The 21,366-nt window shown below is 71.1% G+C and carries 16 protein-coding genes and 1 pseudogene; 15 read left to right on the forward strand and 2 right to left on the reverse strand.

The annotated features are described in order from the left end of the window. The 3 genes from ABT304_RS30510 to ABT304_RS30520 form a co-directional block, all read left to right on the forward strand. The coding region (locus ABT304_RS30510) for an aldehyde dehydrogenase family protein (RefSeq protein ID WP_350721143.1) at positions 1-1,295 on the forward strand (1,295 nt) is incomplete at its 5' end. A 29-nt stretch (positions 1,296-1,324) separates the two neighbouring features. Continuing rightward, on the forward strand, positions 1,325-2,839 hold the full coding sequence (locus ABT304_RS30515; protein ID WP_350721145.1) for an APC family permease: 1,515 nt from the start codon (positions 1,325-1,327) through the stop codon (positions 2,837-2,839). Next, a complete protein-coding gene (locus ABT304_RS30520) occupies positions 2,836-4,887 on the forward strand; it encodes an oxidoreductase (protein ID WP_350721147.1) in 2,052 nt (683 codons plus the stop codon). The genes ABT304_RS30515 and ABT304_RS30520 overlap by 4 nt, the downstream gene beginning before the upstream one ends. Before the next feature lie 267 nt (positions 4,888-5,154). On the opposite strand, the gene ABT304_RS30525 is transcribed toward ABT304_RS30520, so the two are convergent. Then, positions 5,155-6,414: a flavin-containing monooxygenase gene (locus tag ABT304_RS30525; protein ID WP_350721149.1), complete on the reverse strand. Its 1,260-nt coding sequence runs from the start codon at positions 6,412-6,414 to the stop codon at positions 5,155-5,157. Between the two features lie 179 nt (positions 6,415-6,593). Between ABT304_RS30525 and ABT304_RS30530 the strand changes: the two genes are divergently transcribed. From ABT304_RS30530 to ABT304_RS30550, 5 genes are read left to right on the forward strand one after another with little or no spacing between them, the layout of a single operon-like run. Beyond that, complete coding sequence (locus tag ABT304_RS30530; protein ID WP_201451046.1) at positions 6,594-7,046, forward strand: RidA family protein; 453 nt, start codon at positions 6,594-6,596, stop codon at positions 7,044-7,046. Then, complete coding sequence (locus ABT304_RS30535) at positions 7,043-7,711, forward strand: DUF1028 domain-containing protein (RefSeq protein WP_350721151.1); 669 nt, start codon at positions 7,043-7,045, stop codon at positions 7,709-7,711. The genes ABT304_RS30530 and ABT304_RS30535 overlap by 4 nt, the downstream gene beginning before the upstream one ends. Beyond that, positions 7,711-8,850 carry a M20 family metallopeptidase gene (locus ABT304_RS30540; protein ID WP_350721152.1) on the forward strand — a complete coding sequence of 380 codons (1,140 nt, stop codon included), beginning with the start codon at positions 7,711-7,713 and terminating at the stop codon, positions 8,848-8,850. The genes ABT304_RS30535 and ABT304_RS30540 overlap by 1 nt, the downstream gene beginning before the upstream one ends. Continuing rightward, entirely contained in the window at positions 8,847-10,295 is a 1,449-nt protein-coding gene (locus ABT304_RS30545; protein ID WP_350721154.1) for an aspartate ammonia-lyase, read from the forward strand. Before ABT304_RS30540 ends, ABT304_RS30545 begins: the two co-directional genes overlap by 4 nt. A 20-nt stretch (positions 10,296-10,315) precedes the next feature. Beyond that, complete coding sequence (locus ABT304_RS30550) at positions 10,316-11,233, forward strand: LysR family transcriptional regulator (RefSeq protein ID WP_350721155.1); 918 nt, start codon at positions 10,316-10,318, stop codon at positions 11,231-11,233. Positions 11,234-11,265: 32 nt separating this feature from the next. Here ABT304_RS30550 and ABT304_RS30555 read toward each other — a convergent pair whose 3' ends face one another. Next, positions 11,266-12,657, reverse strand: a complete 1,392-nt coding sequence (locus ABT304_RS30555) for a purine-cytosine permease family protein (RefSeq protein WP_350721157.1) — start codon at positions 12,655-12,657, stop codon at positions 11,266-11,268. A 205-nt stretch (positions 12,658-12,862) separates the two neighbouring features. On the opposite strand from ABT304_RS30555, the gene ABT304_RS30560 reads away from it, so the two are divergent. From ABT304_RS30560 to ABT304_RS30590, 7 genes and pseudogenes are all read left to right on the forward strand, one after another. Beyond that, on the forward strand, positions 12,863-13,867 hold the full coding sequence (locus ABT304_RS30560) for an iron ABC transporter substrate-binding protein (protein WP_350721159.1): 1,005 nt from the start codon (positions 12,863-12,865) through the stop codon (positions 13,865-13,867). 50 nt (positions 13,868-13,917) lie between these two features. Next, positions 13,918-15,414 carry an ABC transporter permease gene (locus ABT304_RS30565; RefSeq protein ID WP_350721160.1) on the forward strand — a complete coding sequence of 499 codons (1,497 nt, stop codon included), beginning with the start codon at positions 13,918-13,920 and terminating at the stop codon, positions 15,412-15,414. After that, positions 15,411-16,448 (forward strand): ABC transporter ATP-binding protein, encoded by a 1,038-nt coding sequence (locus ABT304_RS30570; RefSeq protein WP_350721162.1) that lies wholly within the window; start codon positions 15,411-15,413, stop codon positions 16,446-16,448. The genes ABT304_RS30565 and ABT304_RS30570 overlap by 4 nt, the downstream gene beginning before the upstream one ends. Further along, positions 16,445-18,940, forward strand: coding sequence for a non-ribosomal peptide synthetase (locus ABT304_RS30575; protein ID WP_350721163.1), 2,496 nt, complete (start codon positions 16,445-16,447; stop codon positions 18,938-18,940). The genes ABT304_RS30570 and ABT304_RS30575 overlap by 4 nt, the downstream gene beginning before the upstream one ends. Beyond that, a pseudogene (locus tag ABT304_RS30580) lies at positions 18,937-19,413 on the forward strand (O-acetyl-ADP-ribose deacetylase); the annotation flags it as partial. The gene ABT304_RS30575 and the pseudogene ABT304_RS30580, both read left to right, overlap by 4 nt. A 72-nt stretch (positions 19,414-19,485) precedes the next feature. Beyond that, positions 19,486-19,869, forward strand: coding sequence for a DUF6508 domain-containing protein (locus ABT304_RS30585; protein ID WP_350721167.1), 384 nt, complete (start codon positions 19,486-19,488; stop codon positions 19,867-19,869). A gap of 38 nt (positions 19,870-19,907) precedes the next feature. Then, positions 19,908-21,209 carry a hypothetical protein gene (locus tag ABT304_RS30590; protein WP_350721165.1) on the forward strand — a complete coding sequence of 434 codons (1,302 nt, stop codon included), beginning with the start codon at positions 19,908-19,910 and terminating at the stop codon, positions 21,207-21,209. The last annotated feature ends 157 nt before the right edge of the window (positions 21,210-21,366 follow it).

A 21,366-nucleotide genomic window follows, 5' to 3' on the forward strand; every position in this document is an offset into this window, starting at 1 on the left:
GGGCGGCGTACGACGACGGGGGCTGGTCGCGGGCGGGTGTCGCCTTCCGCCGGGAGCGGATGCTCCGCTTCGCCGACCTCCTCGCCGACCATGCCGCCGAGCTCGCGGTCCTGGACTCGCTCGACATGGGCAAGCGGGTGGTGGATGCGTACGACCTCGATCTGCCGTTCTCGGTGAACCTGTTCCGCTACTACGCCGAGGCCATCGACAAGATCAACGACGAGGTGGCGCCCACCCCGCCGGGCACCACGGCGCTGATCCGCCGCGTGCCGCTCGGCGTCGTCGGCGCGGTGGTGCCGTGGAACTACCCGGTCGACATGCTCGCCTGGAAGGTCGCCCCGGCGATGGCGGCCGGCAACAGCGTCGTGCTCAAGCCCGCCGAGCAGTCGCCGTCCTCGGCGCTGCGGATCGCCGAGCTCGCCGCCGAGGCCGGGATCCCCGACGGTGTCCTCAACGTCGTCCCAGGACTGGGGGAGACCACCGGCAAGGCGCTCGGCCTCCACCCCGACGTCGACGTGCTCGCCTTCACCGGCTCGACCGAGGTCGGTGCGTACTTCCTGCAGTACGCCGGCCAGTCCAACCTCAAGCAGGTCTGGCTCGAGTGCGGCGGCAAGAGCCCGCACGTCGTCTTCGCCGACGCCGAGGACCTCGCCACCACGGCCAAGCAGACCGCCTTCGGCATCTGGTTCAACCAGGGTGCGGTCTGCTCGGCGCACTCCCGCGTCCTGGTCCAGCGCGAGGTCCACGAGGAGTTCGTCGATCTCGTCGTCAAGGAGGCGGCGGCGTACGCCCCCGGCGACCCGCTCGACCCGGGTGCCGGGATGGGCGCGATCGTCTCGCCCGAGCAGACCGACCGGATCATGCAGTTCGTCGATGACGCCACGACCTCGACGGCGCGCCTGGTCACCGGCGGCGAGCGGGTCAGCCGCGACGGCAGCGACTGCTACGTCCAGCCCACCGTCTTCGACGGCGTCGAACCGGCCGACGCCCTCGCCCGCGAGGAGGTCTTCGGGCCGGTCCTGGCGGTCACCGCCTTCGACACCGAGGACGAGGCGGTCGCGCTCGCCAACGACACCCCGTACGGCCTGGCCGCCTCGGTCGCGACCAGCAACCTGAGCCGCGCGCACCGGCTCGCCGAGCGGATCCACGCCGGCACCGTGACCGTGAACGGCGTCGACGCCTTCAGCGCCTGGACCCCGTTCGGCGGGTTCAAGGGCTCCGGCTTCGGGCGCGACCTCTCGCTGCACGCCCTCGACAAGTACGTCGGTCTCAAGACCGTCTGGATCAACCACTGACCGCCAGCCCGACCAGCCAGGGACACACCATGACGCAGACCAACCAGCCGACCGCCCTCGCGGCCGAGCAACAGTCACATCTCCGCAAGACGCTACGACGCTTCGACATCGTCTTCCTGCTCATCGCGGCCGTCGTCGGCCTCGAGACCCTCGGGCAGGTCTCGCTCTACGGCGCCGAGGCGTTCACGTGGGCCCTCGTGCTCGCGGTCTTCTTCCTCGTGCCGTACGGCCTGATCTTCGCCGAGACCGGCGCCGCGTTCAGCGAGGAGGGTGGGGCCTACACCTGGGTCCGGGACGCCTTCGGGCGCCCGGCCGCCGCGGTGGCCGCGATCCTGACCTGGATCACGCAGCCGGTGTGGGTCGGCGGCTCGATGGCCTTCCTCGCCGCCGAGACGGTGAGCGTCTACATCACCCCGCTCGAGCACGGCTCGGTCGGCGACTACCTGTTCAAGATCGTCTTCATCTGGATCACCGTGGTCGCCGCGATCGCCAGCCTCGCCAAGGGCAAGTGGCTGCCGACCAGCGGTGCGATCCTCAAGGTCGGCCTGCTCGCCTTCTTCGTGCTGACCACGGTCATCTACGCCGCCAAGAACGGCGTCGTCGACCTCAGCGGCGGCGACTTCAGCCCGACCTTGCTCGGCCTGTTCGGCTCCGTCCCGATCCTGCTCTTCGCCTACCTCGGCTTCGAGTCCTCCAACAGCGCCGCCGGCGAGATGGAGAACCCGGCCCGCGACGTACCGGTCTCGATCTTCCGCTCCTGCGCCACCGCCGCGGTCTGCTACCTGGTGCCGATCTTCGCGATCCTGCTCGTCGTCCCCAGCGACGACATCACCGGCATCGGCGGCCTCCTCGACGCCGTCGGCACCGTCTACTCCGTCTACGGCGCCGCGGCCGAGCCGCTGCTCACGCTCACCGCCGTCGTCTTCGTCTACATCCTGATGAGCCAGGGCGCGGCGTGGATGATCATCTCCGACCGCATGCAGGCGATGACCGCCGCCGACGGCTCCTTCTTCGGCGGGTTCTTCGGCCGCTTCCACGAGGGCCTTGGTACGCCGGTGCGCGTCAACATGCTCTCCGGTGTCGTGGCCACGGTGTTCCTGCTCGTCGCCATGCAGGTGACCGGCTCGGGCGCCTCGATCTTCGGTGTCGTCCTCACCATCTCGATCTCCACCTTCCTGCTCAGCTACCTGCTGGTCATCCCGGCCGCGATCCGGCTGCGCACCCGCTACCCCGACCGCCCGCGCCCGTTCCGGGTCCCGGTCTCCGACCGCGGCTTCGCGGTGCTCGGCTGGCTGGCCTTCGCCTGGGTCCTGCTCGGCTCCTGGGTCGCGGTGTTCCCGGGCACGCTCGAGCGGCTGTTCGGCGAGGCGTACCCGTTCAAGGAGATCTGGGGCGTCAGCCAGCTGACCTTCGAGGTCTTCACCCTCGGCACCCTCGGCTGCCTGCTTCTGCTGTGCGGCATCGGGTACGTCCGAGGTGCCCGCGTCCGCGCCGAGGTCGGCGCTCCCGTCCCGTCCGTTCCCAGCGAGGAGCCCACCCGATGACTCCGTACGACATCCTGTTCGAGCCCGTGCAGATCGGGCCGTTCACCACGAAGAACCGCTTCTACCAGGTGCCCCACTGCAACGGCATGGGCTACCGCGACCCCAGCGCGCAGGCGGCGATGCGCAAGATCAAGGCCGAGGGCGGTTGGTCGGTGGTGTGCACCGAGCAGGTGGAGATCCACGCGACCTCCGACATCGCGCCGTTCATCGAGCTGCGGATCTGGGACGACCAGGACCTGCCCGCGCTCAAGCGGATCGCCGACGCGATCCACGAGGGTGGCGGCCTGGCCGGCATCGAGCTCGCCCACAACGGCATGAACGCGCCGAACCAGCTCAGCCGCGAGACGCCGCTCGGGCCCGCGCACCTCCCGGTCGCCCCCGACACCATCGCGCCGGTCCAGGCCCGGGCCATGTCGCTGCAGGACATCGAGGACCTGCGGCGCTGGCACCGCAATGCCGTACGCCGCTCCCTCGAGGCCGGATACGACGTCGTCTACGTCTACGGGGCCCACGGCTACGGCGCCCCGCACCACTTCCTCTCGCGGCGCTACAACAACCGCACCGACGCGTACGGCGGCTCGCTCGAGAACCGGATGCGACTGCTGCGCGAGCTTCTCGAGGACACGATCGAGGAGGTTGCCGGCCGGGCCGCGGTGGCCTGCCGGATCACGGTCGAGGAGGAGATCGACGGCGGCATCACCCGCGAGGACATCGAGGGCGTGCTGCGCGAGCTCGGCGAGCTGCCGGATCTGTGGGACTTCGCGATGGGCAGCTGGGAGGGCGACTCCGTGACCTCGCGGTTCGCGCCCGAGGGTCGCCAGGAGGAGTTCGTCGCCGGGCTGAAGAAGCTCACCTCCAAGCCCGTCGTCGGCGTCGGCAGGTTCACCTCGCCGGACGCGATGGTGCGCCAGGTGAAGGCCGGCATCCTCGACCTGATCGGCGCCGCCCGCCCGTCGATCGCGGACCCGTTCCTGCCGAACAAGATCCGCGACGGCCGGCTCAACCTGATCCGCGAGTGCATCGGCTGCAACATCTGCGTCTCCGGCGACCTCACCATGTCGCCGATCCGCTGCACCCAGAACCCGAGCATGGGGGAGGAGTGGCGCCGCGGCTGGCACCCGGAGCGGATCCGGGCCAAGGAGAGCGACTCCCGCATCCTCGTCGTCGGCGCCGGTCCCTCCGGCCTGGAGGCGGCCCGGGCGCTCGGCGTACGCGGCTACGACGTCGTGCTGGCCGAGGCCGGCCGCGACCTCGGCGGCCGGGTCACGGCGGAGTCGAAGCTGCCCGGGCTCTCGGCGTGGGGCCGGGTCAAGGAGTACCGCGAGGCCGTCCTCGCCGAGCTCCCCAACGTCGAGATCTACCGCGAGAGCCCGATGGCCGCCGAGGACATCGTCGAGTTCGGCTTCGAGCACGTCATCACCGCCACCGGCGCGACGTGGCGTACCGATGGCGTCGCCCGCTTCCACACCACCGCGATGCCGATCGCCGAGGGCGCCCAGGTGCTCGGGCCTGACGACCTCTTCGCCGGCCGGCTGCCCGACGGCAAGAAGGTGGTGGTCTACGACGACGACCACTACTACCTCGGTGGTGTCCTCGCCGAGCTGCTCGTGCAGAAGGGCTACAGGGTCTCGATCGTCACCACCGGCGCGCAGGTGTCGTCGTGGACCAACAACACCTTCGAGATCAACCGGATCCAGCGACGGCTCATCGAGAACGGCATCACCCGGGTCACCGACCACGCGGTCATGTCGGTCGGGACCGGCGGTGTCCGGGTCCAGGACGTCTACGCCGGCATCGAGCGCGACCTCGACTGCGACGCCGTCGTCATGGTGACCGCCCGGCTGCCGCGCGAGGAGCTCTACCTCGACCTGCTCGCCCGTCGCGACGCCGGCGAGATCGCCTCCGTACGCGGCATCGGCGACTCCTGGGGCCCCGGCACCATCGCGGCCGCTGTTTGGTCCGGCCGCCGCGCGGCCGAGGAGTTCGACGCCGCCCTGCCCTCCAACGACGAGGTGCCGTTCCGGCGCGAGGTGACCCAGCTGGCCTGAGGCGCAACCCGCCAGCTGCGCAGAGAACCGCGCCCCGGCCTCCTCGCGAGGCCGGGGCGCGGTGCTTGTCGTCCGCAGACCCGATGCCGAGTCGGCTCATCGTGACCGGATCCGGCGCCGAGTCGGCTCGTTCTGACCGGATCGGACGTCGAGTCGGCGCGTCATGACGAGCCGACTCGGCGGGGGTCGGGTCGGGGAAGAAAGACGATGGCCCGGATCCCTTGTCGGGATCCGGGCCATCGATGTGACGCGGCTGTGCGCCGTTGATCAGCCGCGCGCCTGTCGGTCGTACGCCGCGTAGCTACGCTGCGTCGCGATGTGGCCGGCGACGTGCTTGGCGTCGTGCCAGACACCCCAGATGAAGCTCGAGCCACGGCGGGAGAGCCAGGGGAGACCGACGAAGTAGACGCCGGGCTCGGTGGAGACGCCGCGGCGGTGGGCCGGGCGGCCGTTCTCGTCGAGCGCGTCGACCTGGAGCCAGCCGTAGTCGGTGGCGAAGCCGGTCGCCCAGATCACCGTGGTGATGCCGGCCTCGGCCAGGTCGAGGGACAGCAGGGGCGTGGTCGCGGCGGAAGGGCTGGGGCCGAGGTCGCGGGCCGAGGGCTCCTCGGGCAGGTCGATGCCGTTGCGGGTGACGTACTCGTCGGCGGCGTCGAGGAGGGCGAGGTAGTTGGCGTCGCCCTGGGCGATGTTCTCGGCCAGGTCCTCGCGGAAGGTGAGCGTGCCGGCGTCGAAACGGTCGGTCATGCCGACGAGCCGGATCCCGCTCGCCTCGAGGGTGCGGAAGTCGACGGTGTGGCCGCCACGGGCGCCGCTGACGGCGATCGTGACGTGCTCCGCGCCGGCGGCCGGGGTCTCGAGGTCCCACAGACCCAGGACGCCGAGCCACCAGCAGAAGTCGCGGCCGCGGTAGCTGCGCGGGGGACGGTCGTGCGGGCCGACCGAGAGGTGGACCTGGCGGCCGGAACGCTGCAGCTCGTCGGCGATCTGGACGCCGGAGGAGCCGGCGCCGACGACGAGGACGTTGCCCTCGGGAAGCTGGTCGGGGTTGCGGTAGTCGCTCGAGTGCATCTGCACGGCGACCGCGCCGTCCGGGACGATCGGCGGGTAGACCGGCCGCTGGAACGGGCCGGTCGCCGCGACCACGAACCGCGCGTCGATGACGCCGTCGGAGGTCTCGACCCGGAAGCCCGGACGGCCCTGGTTGCGGGTCACCGAGGTGACCTCGACGCCGGTCCTGATCGGAGCGGCGATCTTCTCGGCGTACGCCTCGAAGTAGGCCGCGACCTGGTCCTTCGTGGCGAACGCGTCCGCGTCGACGTCCTGGAACTCCAGGCCCGGGAACCGGTCGTGCCAGGCCGGGCCGTTGGCGACGAGCGAGTCCCAGCGCATCGTGCGCCAGCGCTCCGCGATCCGGTCACGCTCCAGCACGAGATGGGGGACGCCGTTGTCGCTCAGGTGCTCGCTCATCGCCACGCCGGCCTGACCGGCACCGACGACGAGGACCTCGATCTGTTCGTTGGACATACTCAGATCCTGAGCCGCGGCGTTGCTCGTGTCCAACAGATGTTGTTGGCCTTACCCATCGGATCGACTGATGCAAACCCGATGCCATCGCCGGCGACGTCATTGCATCTGTTTCATTGACGATAGTCCTTGGAAACATCTGTTGGACACATGCTCTCGGACGAGGTGGACTGGTCGTCGTGGAGACCAACAAACCCAGCAGCATCGTCGTCGGCGGGCACACCCGGATCCGCCCGTTCAACACCAGCGTCACCTACCCCGAGCAGAACCTCGACAACGACCTGTGCCAGGCCGTCGTCGCGGGCAACACGGTCTACGTACGCGGTCAGATCGGTCAGGACCTGGACACCAGCGAGTCGGTAGGCATCGGCGACGTCGAGGCGCAGACCGAGCAGGCGATGGCCAACATCAAGATGCTGCTCGAGGAGGCCGGTGCCGAGATGGAGCACCTGGTCAAGCTCACCATCTACATCGTCGATCCGCGCTACCGCGAGACGGTCTACCGGACGATCGGCCGCTGGACGAAGGGCGTGCACCCGATCTCCACCGGCCTGGTGATCTCCGCCCTGGCCCGCCCGGAGTGGCTGGTCGAGGTCGACGCGATCGCGGTCATCCCCGAGGTGGCGAAGTGACCTTCTCCGTCCTCGCGACCGACGGCAAGGGCGCCGTCGGCATCGCCGTGACCTCCTCGAGCCCGGCCGTCGCCGCGCGCTGCATCCACCTGCGCCCAGGAGTCGGCGGCGCCTCGTCGCAGAACATCACCGACCCGCGTCTGGGCACCGAGCTGCTCGACGCCCTCGCCTCCGGGCTCGACGCCCGGGCCGCGCTCGCGTCGGTCACGCAGGGGCGCGAGCACATCGAGCACCGACAGCTGACCGTTCTCGGACTCGACGGTGCCGGTGCGGCGTACAGCGGCTCCGGGTCGCTCGGCATCCACCACCACGCCGTCGCGCCGCAGGTGGTCGCCGCCGGCAACCTGCTGGCCGGCACCGAGGTCGTCGACGCCGTCGTTGCGGGCTTCGAGACCGCGACCGGGGATCTGGAAGAGCGGCTCCTGGCTGCCCTGGAGGCCGGGCTGGCCGCGGGCGGCGAGGCCGGACCGCTGCACTCGGCGGGCCTCTCCGTCGTACGCGACGTCGCCTGGCGGGTCACCGACCTCCGCGTCGACTGGAGCGAGCGCCCGGTCGAAGAACTCCGCGACCTGCTGAAGGTCTGGCTGCCGCAGCGCGACGACTACGTGACCCGCGGACTCGATCCCACCGCCGCCCCGTCCTACGGGGTTCCCGGGGACGAGTGATGACCACCGCGAAGCAGTACGCAGCAACAACCGTCGGCAGCGACGCCGAGCGCCTGATCCGGCTCTCCGAGCAGCTGCACGCGAACCCCGAGACCGGCTGGGAGGAGCACAGCTCCTCGCGCTGGGTCGCGGAGTCGCTCGAGGAGGCCGGGTTCACCGTCACCCCGGGATACCTCGGCCTGGAGACCGCGTTCCTGGCGACCTTCGGCAGCGGTCCGTTCCGCCTCGGCCTGTGCGCGGAGTACGACGCCCTCCCCGGCCTGGGCCACGCCTGCGGCCACAACCTGATCTCCGCGATCACCGTCGGCGCCGCCCGCGCGCTCGCGCCCTTGGCCGACACGGCCGGCCTGACCATCGAGGTGTACGGCACCCCCGCCGAGGAGGGCGGCGGCGGCAAGATCGAGCTGCTCGAGCGCGGCGCCTTCGCCGGCCTGGACCTGGCCATGATGGCCCACCCCGCTCCCGTCGACGTCGCCGAGGCCGAGCCGTTCGCGGTCTCCCACTCGCACGTCGAGTACCGCGGCAAGGCGGCCCACGCGGCGGCCTATCCCGAGCAGGGCGTCAACGCCGCCGACGCCTTCACCATCGCCCAGGTCGCGATCGGCTTGCTCCGCCAGCAGCTGCCGCCGACCGTACGCGTGCACGGGGTGATGACCAACGGGGGAGAGGCGCCCAATGCCATCCCCGCGCGGACCGAGGGCCGCTGGTACGTCCGCGCCGAGAGCCTCGCCCAGCTCGCCGAGACCGAGGAGAAGGTCTGGCGCTGCTTCGAGGCCGGCGCGCTCGCCACCGGCGCGCAGCTCACCGTAGAACCCGAGAGCAAGCCGTACGCCGAGTTCCGCACGTTCGCGCCCGCGCTGACGGCGTACCGGCGCAATGCCGAGGAGATCGGCCGGGTCTTCGACCCGGGGACCCCCGCTCGCCGGATGAACCGCGCGTCCACGGACATGGGCAACGTCTCCCAGGTCGTGAACGCCATCCACCCCTACGTCGGCATCAACTCCGGGACGGCGCTCAACCACCAGCCCGAGTTCGCCGCGCACTGCGTCGGCGGGGACGCCGAGAAGGCGCTACTCGACGCCGCCACCGCGCTGGCCTGGACCGCCCTCGACGTCGCCGAGGAGGCGGCCGCACGATGACCGCCGTCGACGCCACGGCCACCCGCACCGAGCACGACTCGCTCGGTCCCTTCGAGGTCCCGGCGAGCGCCTATTGGGGCGTGCACACCGCCCGCGCGCTCCAGAACTTCCCGATCAGCGGCACCGCCATCGGGAGCCACCGCTCGCTCGTCGCCGCCCTCGGCGCAGTCAAGCTCGCCGCCGCGCGGGCCAACCACGAGCTCGGCCTACTCGACGACCGTCGCCACGCCGCCATCGCCGCCGCCGCGCAGGAGGTCCGCGACGGGGCACTCGACGACCAGTTCGTCGTCGACGTGATCCAGGGCGGCGCCGGCACCTCGACCAACATGAACGCCAACGAGGTCGTCGCCAACCGCGCGCTCGAGATCCTCGGCCTGCCGCTCGGCAGCTACGACGAGATCCACCCGCTGGACCACGTGAACCGCTGTCAGTCGACCAACGACGTCTACCCGACCGCCGTCCGGCTCGCCCTGGTCGGCGCGATCGACCGCCTGGTCGAGGCCACCGCGGCCCTCGCCGACTCGTTCGCCCGCAAGGCGGCCGAGTTCCGCGCGGTCCCCAAGATCGGACGTACGCAGCTCCAGGACGCCGTCCCGATGACCGTCGGCCAGGAGCTCGGCGCCTTCGCCATCACGATGCGCGAGGAGCTGGCCCGGCTGGCCGACTCGCGGGTGCTGCTGTGCGAGATCAACCTCGGCGCCACCGCGATCGGCACCGGGATCACCGCCCACCCCGACTACCGGCGGCTCGCCGTCCGGCACCTCGGCGAGATCACCGGTCTGCCGGTGGTCGGCGCGGGAGACCTCGTCGAGGCGACCAGTGACACCGGCGCGTTCGTGCAGGTCTCCAGCGTGCTGAAGCGGATCGTCGTCAAGGCGTCCAAGATCTGCAACGATTTGCGGCTGCTCAGCTCCGGCCCGCAGGCCGGGCTCGGCGAGCTCCAGCTGCCCGCCCGCCAGGCCGGGTCGAGCATCATGCCCGGCAAGGTCAACCCGGTCATCCCGGAGATGGTCAACCAGGTCGCCTTCTGGGTGATCGGCAACGATCTGACCGTCACCATGGCCGCCGAGGGCGGCCAGCTCCAGCTCAACGCGTTCGAGCCGGTGATGGCGCACGGCCTGCTGCAGGGCTTCACCTGGACCGCCGCCGCCTTCGACTCGCTGCGGGAGATGTGCGTCGAGGGGATCACCGTCGACGCCGCCAAGCTCGCCGCCGCTGCCGCGGGCAACGCCGGCCTCGCCACCGCCCTGACCCCGCTGCTCGGCTACGCGCGGTCCGCCGAGATCGCCAAGGCCGCGCTGAGCGGTGCGGGCGACGTACGGGATCTGGCGCTTGCCGCCGGCGGGCTCGACCCGGTCGTGCTCGACGCGCTGCTGCGTCCCGAGACGCTCGCGAACCTCGACGCAACCGGCGCCGACAGCGTCAACGGGGCGAAACGGGAGTGACTTCGGGCAGGATGGCCCGCATGGCCGAGCCGTCCTTCACCCTGACCCAGCTGCGCTACTTCGCCGCCGCTGCGGAGCTGGGCAGCATGACCGCCGCGTCGCGGCAGCTCGTGGTCTCGCAGTCGGCGGTCTCGACGGCCGTCGCCCAGCTCGAGAAGGAGCTGGGCGTCCAGCTGCTGCTGCGCCATCATGCGCGCGGCCTGACCCTGACGGCTGCCGGCGAGGAGTTCTACCGCGAGCTGCGCAGCTACCTCGTGCACACCAGCGAGCTGGTCGAGGTGGCCCGCTCCGCGGGCCAGGCGCTCGTCGGCGACCTCGCCATCGGCTGCTTCACCACGCTGGGCCCCTTCGAGCTGCCCCGGCTGCTGGCCGCCTGCGAGCAGGACCACCCCGGCATCCACGTCTCCGTCGTCGAGGACGAGCACGCCGCGCTCAAGCACGCGCTGCGCTCGGGCAGCTGCGAGCTGGCGCTCATGTACGGCTACGACCTCGACGACGACATCGACCACGTCCGGGTCGGCGTCGCGGCGCCGTACGTCCTCATCGGCAAGGGCCACCGGCTGGCGCGACGCAAGAAGGTCGCGCTCGCCGAGCTCGAGGAGGAGCCGATGGTGCTCCTGGACCTGCCGCACAGCGGGCAGTACTTCGAGCGGCTCGTCGAGTCGGCCGGCTTCCGCCCGCAGATCCGCCACCGCAGCGCCGGCTTCGAGACCGTCCGGGCGATGGTCGCCAACGGCCAGGGATGGTCGGTCCTCAACCAGCGTCCGGCGAGCGACACGACCTACGACGGCGCGCAGATCGTGACCCTCGAGATCAGCGACCCGGTCGAGCCCCTCGACGTCGTGCTGGCCTCGATGAAGGGCGTACGCCTCACGGCCCGCGCCCAGGCGTTCGTCCGCTCCTCGGGCCGGGCAGCGCGACGGCGGGAAGGCCGCTGACGCGACCTCCCCGCCGTGGGAGCGCTCGGTTCTCAGGCGTGCGAGGCCAGGGCCATCTCGCTCGGCGCGAGCTTGCGGCCGCGAGCCAGCAGGTAGTAGATCGGCGCGGTCGCGACCAGGCCGATGATCCAGCTCAGGTCGGCGCCGTTGAGCCTGTCCGCGACCGGACCGGTGTAGAGCGGCGTCGCCATGAACGGGATCTGGACGACGATGCCGATGACGTAGGCGAGGATCGCCTGGCCGTTGAAGCGGCCGTAGATGCCGCCGTCGGCCGCGAAGATCGAGTCGAGGTCGTAGTTGCCGCGGTGGATCAGATAGAAGTCGATCAGGTTGATCGCGGTCCACGGGACCAGCACGACGAGCAGCGCGAGCACGATGTCGACGAAGTGCGAGATGAAGTTGCCGGAGACGCCGATGGCGAAGTACGTCGAGGCGGCCATCACCACCAGCGAGAGCACCACACGGCTGCGGGCGGTCGGGATCCAGGACGCGACGAACGTCTGCACGCAGGTGATGACCGAGAGCACGGTGCCGTAGAGGTTGAGCGCGTTGTGGCTGATCACCGAGAGCAGGAACAGGACCAGCAGCGGCGTACCGAACGCGCCGGTGGTGTCGCGGACCCCGGTCATCACCTCGACGCCCGGCTTCATCGCCAGCGCCACGATCGCGCCGAAGACGAACGGCAGGATCGAGCCGAGGGTGCAGCCGAGGTAGGTGGCGGTGAAGGTCGCCTTCACCCCGACGCCGGCCGGCAGGTAGCGCGAGTAGTCCGAGACGTACGGCGCGAAGGCGATCTGCCACAGCGCACCCAGCGAGACCGTCGCGAGGAAGCCGGCGGTGCTGTAGCCGCCCTGGGTCCAGAAGCCCGCGGGCAGGCCGGAGACGAAGATCGCGACGGTGCCGAGCACGATCCCGATGCCGAGGACCCAGGTCGCGACCTTGTTGAGCGAGTGGATCACCTTGTAGCCGATCACGGCGATCAGGCCGGAACCGAGCGCCCCGAGGACGATGCCCGCCTCGACCGGGATCGGGTCGGCGATGCCGTGCAGAGACTGCCCGGCGAGGACGATGTTGGAGGCGAAGAAGGCCAGGTACATGACCGCCGCGATCACCACGACGATCAGGGCCCCGTAGGAGCCGAACTGGCCGCGGCTCTGGATCATCTGCGGGATGCCCATCTGCGGGCCCTGGGCTGAGTGCAGCGCCATGAAGACGCCGCCGACGAGGTGGCCGACCACGATGGCGACGACGCACCAGAACAGATCGAGGCCGAAGACGGTGACGCCGGCGGCACCGGTGACGACGGGCAGGGGAGCGATGTTGGTCCCGAACCACAGGGTGAAGAGGTCGCGCACCTTGCCATGGCGGTCCTCGGGCGGGACGTAGCCGATGGTGTGCTTCTCGACGACTGGCTGGTCAGACATGGTCATTCTCCAAAGGTGTGAGGCGCCCCACCATGGTCGTGACTGGGCAGTTCCTCTGGCAAACGAATCCTTTTGGCGTAAGGCATCGGCAAATCCGATGCACGTTCGATGTGGGCCCGGCCGTGAACCCATGAGGCGGCATTCTGAGACTCGCCTTCTTAGGTAAACCTTCGTAAGGTCAGGCTTACCAAATGAAAGGAAGGCCGTGAAGCCTCTCTCCGCTGTCGTGGTCTCGGTCTCCGTCGCCCTCCTCGCGACGACCCTCACCTCATGCTCCTCCGGGGACGCACTCGTCGTCTACAACGCCCAGCACGAGCAGCTCATGGAGGAGCTGGTGCCGGCGTTCGAGAAGGAGACGGGGATCGACGTCGAGCTGCGCAACGGCAAGGACCTCGAGCTCGCCGCACAGCTGATCGCGGAGGGGGAGAAGTCGCCTGCCGACGTCTTCCTCACCGAGAACTCCCCGGCGATGGCCGCGGTCGAGCGAGAGGGCCTGCTGGCCACGCTGCCGGACGACGTGACCGCGCCGATCCCGCCGCAGTACCGGCCGGAGAGCAGCGCCTGGACCGGGTTCGTGGCCCGCTCCACCGTGCTGGTCTACAACACCGACCAGATCACCGAGGCCGAGCTGCCGGCCTCGCTGCTCGACCTGGCCGAGCCGGAGTGGAAGGGCAAGATCTCCTTCTCGCCGACCGGCGCCGACTTCCAGGCGATCGTCGCCGGAGTCCTGGCCACCGAGGGCGAGGCGGCCACGAAGGCATGGCTTGAGGGGATCAAGGCCAACGGCACGGTCTACGACGGCAACAACGTCGTGCTGGAGTCGGTCAACGCGGGCGAGGTGCCGGTCGGCGTCATCTACCACTACTACTGGTACCGCGACCAGGCCGAGTCCGGTGAGGTCAGCGACAGCTCCGAGCTCCACTTCTTCGGCAACCAGGACCCGGGCGCCTTCGTGAGCGTCTCCGGGGCGGGTGTGCTGGCCTCGGCAGAGCACAAGACGGACGCCGAGAAGTTCGTCGGCTATCTCACCGGCAAGACCGGGCAGCAGGGGCTGGCCGACAGCTACGCGCTGGAGTACCCGCTGAACCCCGACGTGCAGCTCGACCCGCCGGTCAAGCCGTTCTCCGAGCTCGACCCGCCCGCCGTCTCGGTCTCCGAGCTCGACAGCGACGCCGTGGTCGAGATGATGACGGAAGCCGGGTTCCTCTGAGCACCGTGCATCTCGGCACGTTTCCGGCCGCCTCCTCAGGGAGATGGCTGATGCCGGCGGTGGCCGGCGCCATCGCCGCCGTCTGCCTGCTCCCGGTGGCGTACGTCGTGTGGTCGACCGCCTCGCTGGGGCCGGCGGAGGCGTACGACTTCCTGGTCCGCCCGCGCATCGGCGAGCTGCTGTGGAACACAGGTCGGCTGTTGGTCGGCGGGGTCGTGCTCTCCGTGGTGTTCGGGGTCTGCGGCGCCTGGGTGGTCGAGCGGACCTCCCTGCCCCTGGCCGGCTGGTGGCACGGAGCGCTGTGCGCGCCGCTGGCCATCCCGGCCTTCGTCAACGGCTATGCCTGGGTCGCCACGACCCACGCCGTCCAGTCCTATCTCGGGGCCGTGCTGGTCGTCTCGCTCTCCTACTATCCGCTGGTCTACCTGCCTGCCGTGGCGGCGCTGCGACGCCTCGACCCGTCGCTGGAGGAGGTCGCCGCGTCCCTCGGGCGGCGGCCGCGGGAAGTCTTCCTCCGCGTGGTCCTGCCGACCGTCGCACCGGCGGTGCTCGGCGGCGCGCTGCTCGTCGGGCTCCACCTGCTGGCCGAGTACGGCGCGCTCCAGCTGCTCAACTACCCGACCCTGACGACCGCGATCCTGCAGCAGTACGGCACCGCCTTCAACGGCCCGGCAGCCACCCTGCTGGCCGGCGTGCTGCTGCTCGCCTGTCTCGGGCTGCTGGCCCTGGAGATGCTGGCCCGCGGCCCGGCTCGGCGTGCCCGCGTCGGGAGCGGCACGGCGCGGCCGGCGCCACGGCAGCGACTGGGGCGGGCTACCGCGCCGGTGCTCGTCGGGCTCGCGGCCTTCGTCGGTCTGGCTGTCGGTCTGCCGGCGGTCAGCCTGGTGCGCTGGCTGATCCGGGGTGCCTCTGCCGAGCTCGACCTGAGCCGCCTGCTGCCTGCCGCCGGCACCAGCATCGCGCTGGCCGCCGTCGCCGGGGTCGTCGCGACCGCCGCCGCGGTGCCGGTCGTCTGGCAGGCCGTCCGCCGCCGGACGAGCTGGTCGCTGGGCGTCGAGCGGGTCGCGTACGTCACCAGCGCGCTGCCCGGTGTGGTGGTCGCGCTCGCCCTGGTCACCGTCGCCATCGGCTGGGTGCCGGCGCTCTACCAGACGCTGCCGCTGCTCGTGGCGGCGTACGTCATCCTGTTCCTGCCGCGCGCGCTCGTCGCCGTGCGCGGGGTGCTGGAGCTGGTGCCGCCGCGGCTGGAGGAGGTCGCGCTCAGCCTCGGGCTGAGCCGGGCCGGTGCGATGCGCCGGGTGACCCTGCCGCTGCTCCTGCCCGGGCTGGCGACGGCGACCGCGATGGTCGCGCTCGCGGTCTCCACGGAGCTGACCGCGACGCTGCTGCTGGCCCCGATCGGGACCACGACGCTGGCCACCGAGTTCTGGAGCGAGGCGTCCTCGGTCGCGTACGGCGCCGCTGCGCCGTACGCGCTGGCGCTGGTGCTCCTGGCGATGCCGGCGACGATCCTTCTGGGTCGCTCGTCGAGAGGGGAGGCGCGATGACCGCGGCACTGGAGATCAGCGGGCTGCGGGCCGGACACGGCGGGCGGCAGGTGCTCGACGGGCTCGACCTGACCGTCGAGGGCGGCGTGACCGCCGTGCTCGGTGCCTCGGGCTGCGGCAAGACCACGCTGCTGCGCTGCGTGGCGGGGTTCATGACGCCGACCGCGGGCGAGATCAGGATCGGCGGACGCTCGGTCGCCGGACTGGCGCCGCGCCGCCGCGGGATCGGGTACGTCCCGCAGGAGGGCGCGCTCTTCCCGCACCTCGACGTCGGCGGAAACATCGCCTTCGGGCTGCGCCGGAACGTGGCCCGTGCCGAGCGGCAGGACCGCGTGGCCGAGCTGCTCCGGCTGCTCGAGCTGCCGGCAGAGCTGGCCGACCGGCATCCCCACGAGCTCTCCGGCGGCCAGCAGCAACGCGTCGCCGTGGCCCGTGCGCTCGCGCCCCGGCCCCGCCTGGTGCTCCTCGACGAGCCCTTCTCCTCGCTCGACGCGGGGCTGCGCGAGGAGTCCGGCCGTGCGGTCGTGCGGGCGCTGCGTACGGCCGGCGCGGCAGCGCTGCTGGTCACCCACGACCAGGGCGAGGCGCTCTCGCTGGCCGACCAGGTGGCCGTGATGGCTGCCGGGCGCTTCCTGCAGGTCGGCTCCGCGGTGGACGTCTATCTGACCCCCGAGCATCCCGGGGTCGCGGCCTTCCTCGGCTCGGCCACGCTGCTTCCCGGTGAGGTCGGCGGCGACGGGCGGGTCGACTCGCCGCTCGGGAAGGTCGCGCTCATCACGCCGCGGCCCGCCGGGGCGGTGACGCTGGTCGTCCGTGCGGAGCAGGTGCAGGTCTCGGTCGACGCCACCTCCGGCACCAAGGGCGTCGTCGAGGAGGTCTCCTTCTTCGGCCACGACGCCACCATCCGGGTGCGGCTGAGCGATGACGTACGCGTCACCGCCCGGGTCCCGGGCACCGGGATCCCCGACATCGGAGTCACGGTCGCGCTCGAGGTCGTCGGGCCGCTGGTCGGCTATCCCGGGAACATGCGATGAGCTCGACCATCGCGGCCGGCGCCCACCTGCTCCTGAAAGGGCGGCCGGGGGACCCGGCGGTCATCACCGGCGAGACGACGCTGACCTACGCCGAGCTGGAGCAGGCGGTGATGGACCGCGTGGCGGCGTACGGTCCCGCCCGCGGCGTCGTGCTGCTCGAGGCGGGCAACGACCTGGACTCGGTGATCGGCTACCTGGCCGCGCTCGCCGCTCGTCGGCCGGTGCTGTTGACGCCGCCGGGTGGTGATCACGACGAGCTGCGGAGGCGCTACCGGGCGGCGTTCGAGGGCCGGGCCGATCTCCATCCCGACCTCGCGCTGCTGCTGTCGACCTCGGGGTCGACCGGGTCGCCGAAGCTGGTCCGGCTCTCCCGGGACAACCTGTCCGCCAACGCGGCCAGCATCGCTGCCTACCTCGGGCTCACCTCCGCCGACCGGGCGATGAGCTCGCTGCCGCTGCACTACTGCTACGGCCTCTCGGTGCTCAACTCCCACCTGAGTGTGGGAGCCGCGGTGATCCTCGCCGACCTCTCCGTCGCCGACGAGTGCTTCTGGGACGTCGCGGCGCGTCACGGCGCCACCTCGTTCGCCGGCGTTCCCTACACCTTCGACCTGCTCGACACCTCGGGGTTCGCCGACCGCTCGCTGCCGTCGCTGCGCTACATCACCCAGGCCGGCGGCAAGATGCCGCCCGAGACGGTCCGTCGCTACGCCGCGCTGGGGGAGTCGCGCGGCTGGGACCTGGTCGTGATGTACGGCCAGACCGAGGCCACCGCCCGGATGGCCTACCTCCCACCCACCCTCGCCGCGAGCCGGCCGGAGGCGATCGGCATCCCGATCCCGGGCGGGCACTTCCACCTCGATCCCGTCGACGGTGCCGGGGACGGTGCTGGGGACGGCCTGGCCGACGGTGTCGGCGAGCTGGTCTACACCGGACCGAACGTGATGATGGGGTACGCCGAGAGCGTCGCCGACCTCGCCCGCGGGCCTGAGGTCACCGAGCTCCGTACCGGGGACCTCGCCCGGCAGGCCGACGACGGGCTGTGGGAGATCACCGGCCGGCGCAGCCGGTTCGGCAAGATCCTCGGGCTGCGCATCGACCTCGACCGGATCGAGTCCGAGCTCGCGGCCTCGGCCGGCTGCGGGCCGGTGCGAGCCGTCGCTCCCGGTGCCCGGCTGCACCTGTTCACCGACGATCCCGGGGCCGCCGACCGGTTGCCGGGGCTCGTGGACGGCATCGTGGCGCTGCCGCGCGCGCTGGTCCAGGTCCACGTGATCGACGAGGTGCCGCGTACGCCGAACGGCAAGGTCGACTACGCCGCTCTCGGTGCCTGGGCGAGCGTGGCGGACGCGGCCGGGCCACCGGATGCGGGGCTGGCCGAGGGTGCGGACGCGGAGGCGTTGCGTACGGTCTATGCCACGGTGCTGCGGCGCCCCGACGCGACGGTGGCCGACAGCTTCGTCTCGCTCGGCGGCGACTCGCTCTCCTTCGTCGAGATCGCCACCCAGCTCGGCGAACGGCTCGGCACCCTGCCCTCCGGCTGGCAGCACCGGAGCATCGCCGAGCTCGCCGCGAGCGCGCGGAGCCCGCGGCGGTGGCTGCGGCCCGTCGAGATCCCGGTGCTGCTGCGCGCGGTGGCCATCGTCGCCATCGTCGGCAGCCACGCGGACGTGTGGACCCTCCTCGGCGGCGCGCACATCCTGCTCGCGGTGGCCGGCTTCAACCTCGCCCGCTTCGGGCTCACCGCTCCCACCCGGACCCTGCGCGCGCGTCGCCTGCTCCGCGGAGCTGCCGCGGTCGCGCTCCCGGCGGCCCTCTGGGTCTGTGCCGTGGCCCTGGTCAGCGATCGCTACCACTGGCCGACCGCTCTCGGGCTCAACCAGGCGCTCGGCAGCGACGAGTGGACCCGCGACTGGCAGCTGTGGTTCCTGGAGGTCATCACCTGGTCGTTCGCCGGGCTCGCCCTCCTGCTGCTGGTGCCCGTCCTCGACCGGTGGCAGCGGCGCCATCGGTTCGGGGCGGCCGCCGTGGTGGTGGGTGCGACCCTCGCGGTGCGGTACCTGTGGGTCGGGCTCGAGGCCGGTCCGACCGAGCGCTACACGATCGGCTGCGTGCTGTGGTGCCTCGCCCTGGGCTGGGCGGCAGCGGAGGCACAGCGGCCGTGGCAGCGGGTGCTCGTCGCGGTCACGGTCGTGGTCGCGACGTACGGCTTCTTCGGTGACCCTCTCCGCGAGGCCACGGTCGCCCTCGGCATCCTCGTCCTGCTGGTCCCGTGGCCGACGCTGATGCCCTGGCCGCTGGCGCGGCTGGCCGCCGTGCTCGCCGCGTCGTCGCTGTGGATCTACCTCGTCCACTGGCAGATCTATCCGGGCCTCGAGGCCGCCGGGCTCGGCTGGCTGGGCGTCCTCGCCTCCCTCGCGGCCGGTGTGGCCGCCGCCCTCGGCCCGGCGGCCTGGGCGGCCCGCGCCCGGGTGGCTAGATTGACGGCGTGAGGATCACGGTCGTACGCGGGGACATCACCGAGCAGCACGTCGACGCCGTGGTGAACGCCGCCAACTCCTCGCTGCTGGGCGGGGGAGGGGTGGACGGAGCGATCCACCGGCGCGGCGGCCCGGCGATCCTCGAGGAGTGCCGGGGGCTGCGGGCAGGCCGTCTCAGCGGCGGCCTGCCGGCCGGGCAGGCGGTCGCGACCACCGGTGGCGATCTTCTGGCGAGATGGGTGATCCACACGGTCGGGCCGGTCTACACCGACGGCCAGGACAACGTCGGCCTGCTGGCATCGTGTTTCCGTGAGTCGCTCCGGGTGGCCGACGAGCTCGGGGCGCGCACGGTGGCGTTCCCGGCGATCTCGACCGGCGTCTACCGCTACCCGCTCGACGAGGCCGCGTACGTCTCCGCGTGGACCCTCGCCCGGATCCCGACCTCGGTCGACGAGGTGCGTGTCGTGCTCTTCGACCAGAAGGCGTACGACACCTTCGACCGCGCCCGCGAGGCCCTCGATCCCTCCGATTCCCAGGTCGAGGCCGATCTGCGGAGCGTGCCGGACGCGACGTGGCTCGAGGCCTTCTCGGCCGCAGATGCGCTGACGGCTGAGGACCGTGACTTCACCTGGGGTGGCGGTCAGAAGACCGAGAGCGGCGCGATCCAGATGCCGTATCCCGCCTACAGCCCTCGGGTCCGGCAGCTCTATCGCACGCTTCCGGGGGCGTCCATCGACTGGATGAAGTGGATGCGCGGCAACCCGCTTCTCTCCGACCCTTCGGCGCTTGTCGCTGCGCCGGTCGCGGACGCTGCTCGGCTCGCCACGGTCTACGTTCGGGGTGAACGCTTCAACGACGGGGTCTTCGGGCGGGCGCTGCAGGACGGGTCCATCGACGCGATCGTCGCTCGGTTGCGTACGTGGTTCGAGAGCGAGCGCTGAGCAGCGATGACCCATCTCTCGGGACCGAAGGAAGCATTGTGAGCACTCGCGCTGTCGTCATGGCGCTCGCGATCGTGCTGATCGCGTCGTCGTGTGCGGCCAACCGGGGCGACCAGCTGGCCGATGAGCTGAGCGAGCGGCTCGAGGGCGTCGATGGCATCGAGCGGATCGAGGTCGGTGGCAACAACGTCCTGCCGTTTGCGGGTGACGCCAGCGGAACCATCGTCCTGGAGGACGGGATCAGCACGGCGCGGGCCGCTGAGATCACCGCGATCCTGGCGTCCTACGTGTCCGGAGAGAGTCCCGACTACGAGCTCACTCTCGAGATGGACCGCGTCGATCTCCAGGTGAGCCCATCCGAGGAGAGCAACGCGAGCGGGTTGCGATTGCTCGACGAAGTGCGGCAGCGCACCGATCTGGACAGCGCGACCATCGCCTACGGTGCCGGGTCACAGGCCTGTGTCGTCGAGGCGGAGGCGAGCGCGGATCCGGTGGCGGTCTATGACGGCTTGGTCGCGCTCCGGGCCGCGACGCCGGGGTGTGAGCGCGCCGGCGTGCTGGTGACCTACGGAGAAGGTCAGAGCGTCACCGATGCGGCCGACCACTGGGAGCACGCCGACACCCTGCCTGAAGCGGTTTCGATGACCGAGCCGATCGCCGGCCTCCGCGAGATCCGGGATCGGCTCGAGGTCGTGGGGTACGCGATCAGGCCGGGCGCGCTGACGCTGGAGATGAGTCGCGGCGAGGACGTGGTTGCGGCCGCCGAGCTCGCGCGTAAGACGTCCGGTCAACAGGTCAGCGTCACCGGCGGCAAGATCAGTGCCTGGAGCCAGGACGTCCCCGCTGCTCAGGTCGTCCTCGATCTCGCTGCGCTCTCATCGGTCGGGTCGGTCAGCAGCGATGATCGCGGCCTCCAGATCAGTGGCGTCGACGCGAACGACGTCGTGGCGGTCTATCAGCAGGTCGCACGGGAGCCCGAGGCTGCCGGTCTCAGGCGGATCTCGATCTCTGGCACCGCCAAGGATGAGAGATACCAGGTTGCCGGAGCTCCGGACGTGGTCGCTGAGCGAGTTGGTGCGGCACCGCGGCTGGCTGCGTATGCGCCGTTCAGTTTTACCGATGACGATCTCTCGGTGCACGTGACCATCGACGAGGTTTCGGACATGGTGGAAGTGATCAAGCCTCTCGCTGGGTTCGGGAGGGTGGTCACTGTCCGTGACGACCAGGGGCGGGTCGTCACTTTTCGCAGCGCCGGGGACGAGATCGAGGTGTCGGAATCCGGGCGGCGCGAGGAGGTTCGGCCTTTGCTCGATGCTGTCTGGAGGGCTTGGCAGGGGTGATCGTTCTTCGGGGTTGGGTGGGCCGCCGACCCGTTCTTGGAGGGTGTTCTCGATCTGGACCGGCGTCAAGGACGCGACGAGACTCACGAAAAATGCCCGCGAAACGCCCTCGGTGCCTCATCTAGGAGTGCCCGTGAACCGGTGATTCTCGGCGGGT

This window comes from Nocardioides sp. NPDC000445 (assembly GCF_040300245.1).
GTDB lineage: Bacteria > Actinomycetota > Actinomycetes > Propionibacteriales > Nocardioidaceae > Nocardioides.

Excerpts from the sequence above, each read along its gene's own strand:
- ABT304_RS30565 (WP_350721160.1), top strand. The coding sequence starts at position 13,918 with ATGCCGGCGGTGGCCGGCGCCATCGCCGCCGTCTGCCTGCTCCCGGTG.
- ABT304_RS30515 (WP_350721145.1), top strand. The coding sequence starts at position 1,325 with ATGACGCAGACCAACCAGCCGACCGCCCTCGCGGCCGAGCAACAGTCA.
- ABT304_RS30540 (WP_350721152.1), top strand. The coding sequence starts at position 7,711 with ATGACCACCGCGAAGCAGTACGCAGCAACAACCGTCGGCAGCGACGCC.
- ABT304_RS30555 (WP_350721157.1), bottom strand. The coding sequence starts at position 12,657 with ATGTCTGACCAGCCAGTCGTCGAGAAGCACACCATCGGCTACGTCCCG.
- ABT304_RS30575 (WP_350721163.1), top strand. The coding sequence starts at position 16,445 with ATGAGCTCGACCATCGCGGCCGGCGCCCACCTGCTCCTGAAAGGGCGG.
- ABT304_RS30545 (WP_350721154.1), top strand. The coding sequence starts at position 8,847 with ATGACCGCCGTCGACGCCACGGCCACCCGCACCGAGCACGACTCGCTC.
- ABT304_RS30570 (WP_350721162.1), top strand. The coding sequence starts at position 15,411 with ATGACCGCGGCACTGGAGATCAGCGGGCTGCGGGCCGGACACGGCGGG.
- ABT304_RS30525 (WP_350721149.1), bottom strand. The coding sequence starts at position 6,414 with ATGTCCAACGAACAGATCGAGGTCCTCGTCGTCGGTGCCGGTCAGGCC.
- ABT304_RS30550 (WP_350721155.1), top strand. The coding sequence starts at position 10,316 with ATGGCCGAGCCGTCCTTCACCCTGACCCAGCTGCGCTACTTCGCCGCC.
- ABT304_RS30520 (WP_350721147.1), top strand. The coding sequence starts at position 2,836 with ATGACTCCGTACGACATCCTGTTCGAGCCCGTGCAGATCGGGCCGTTC.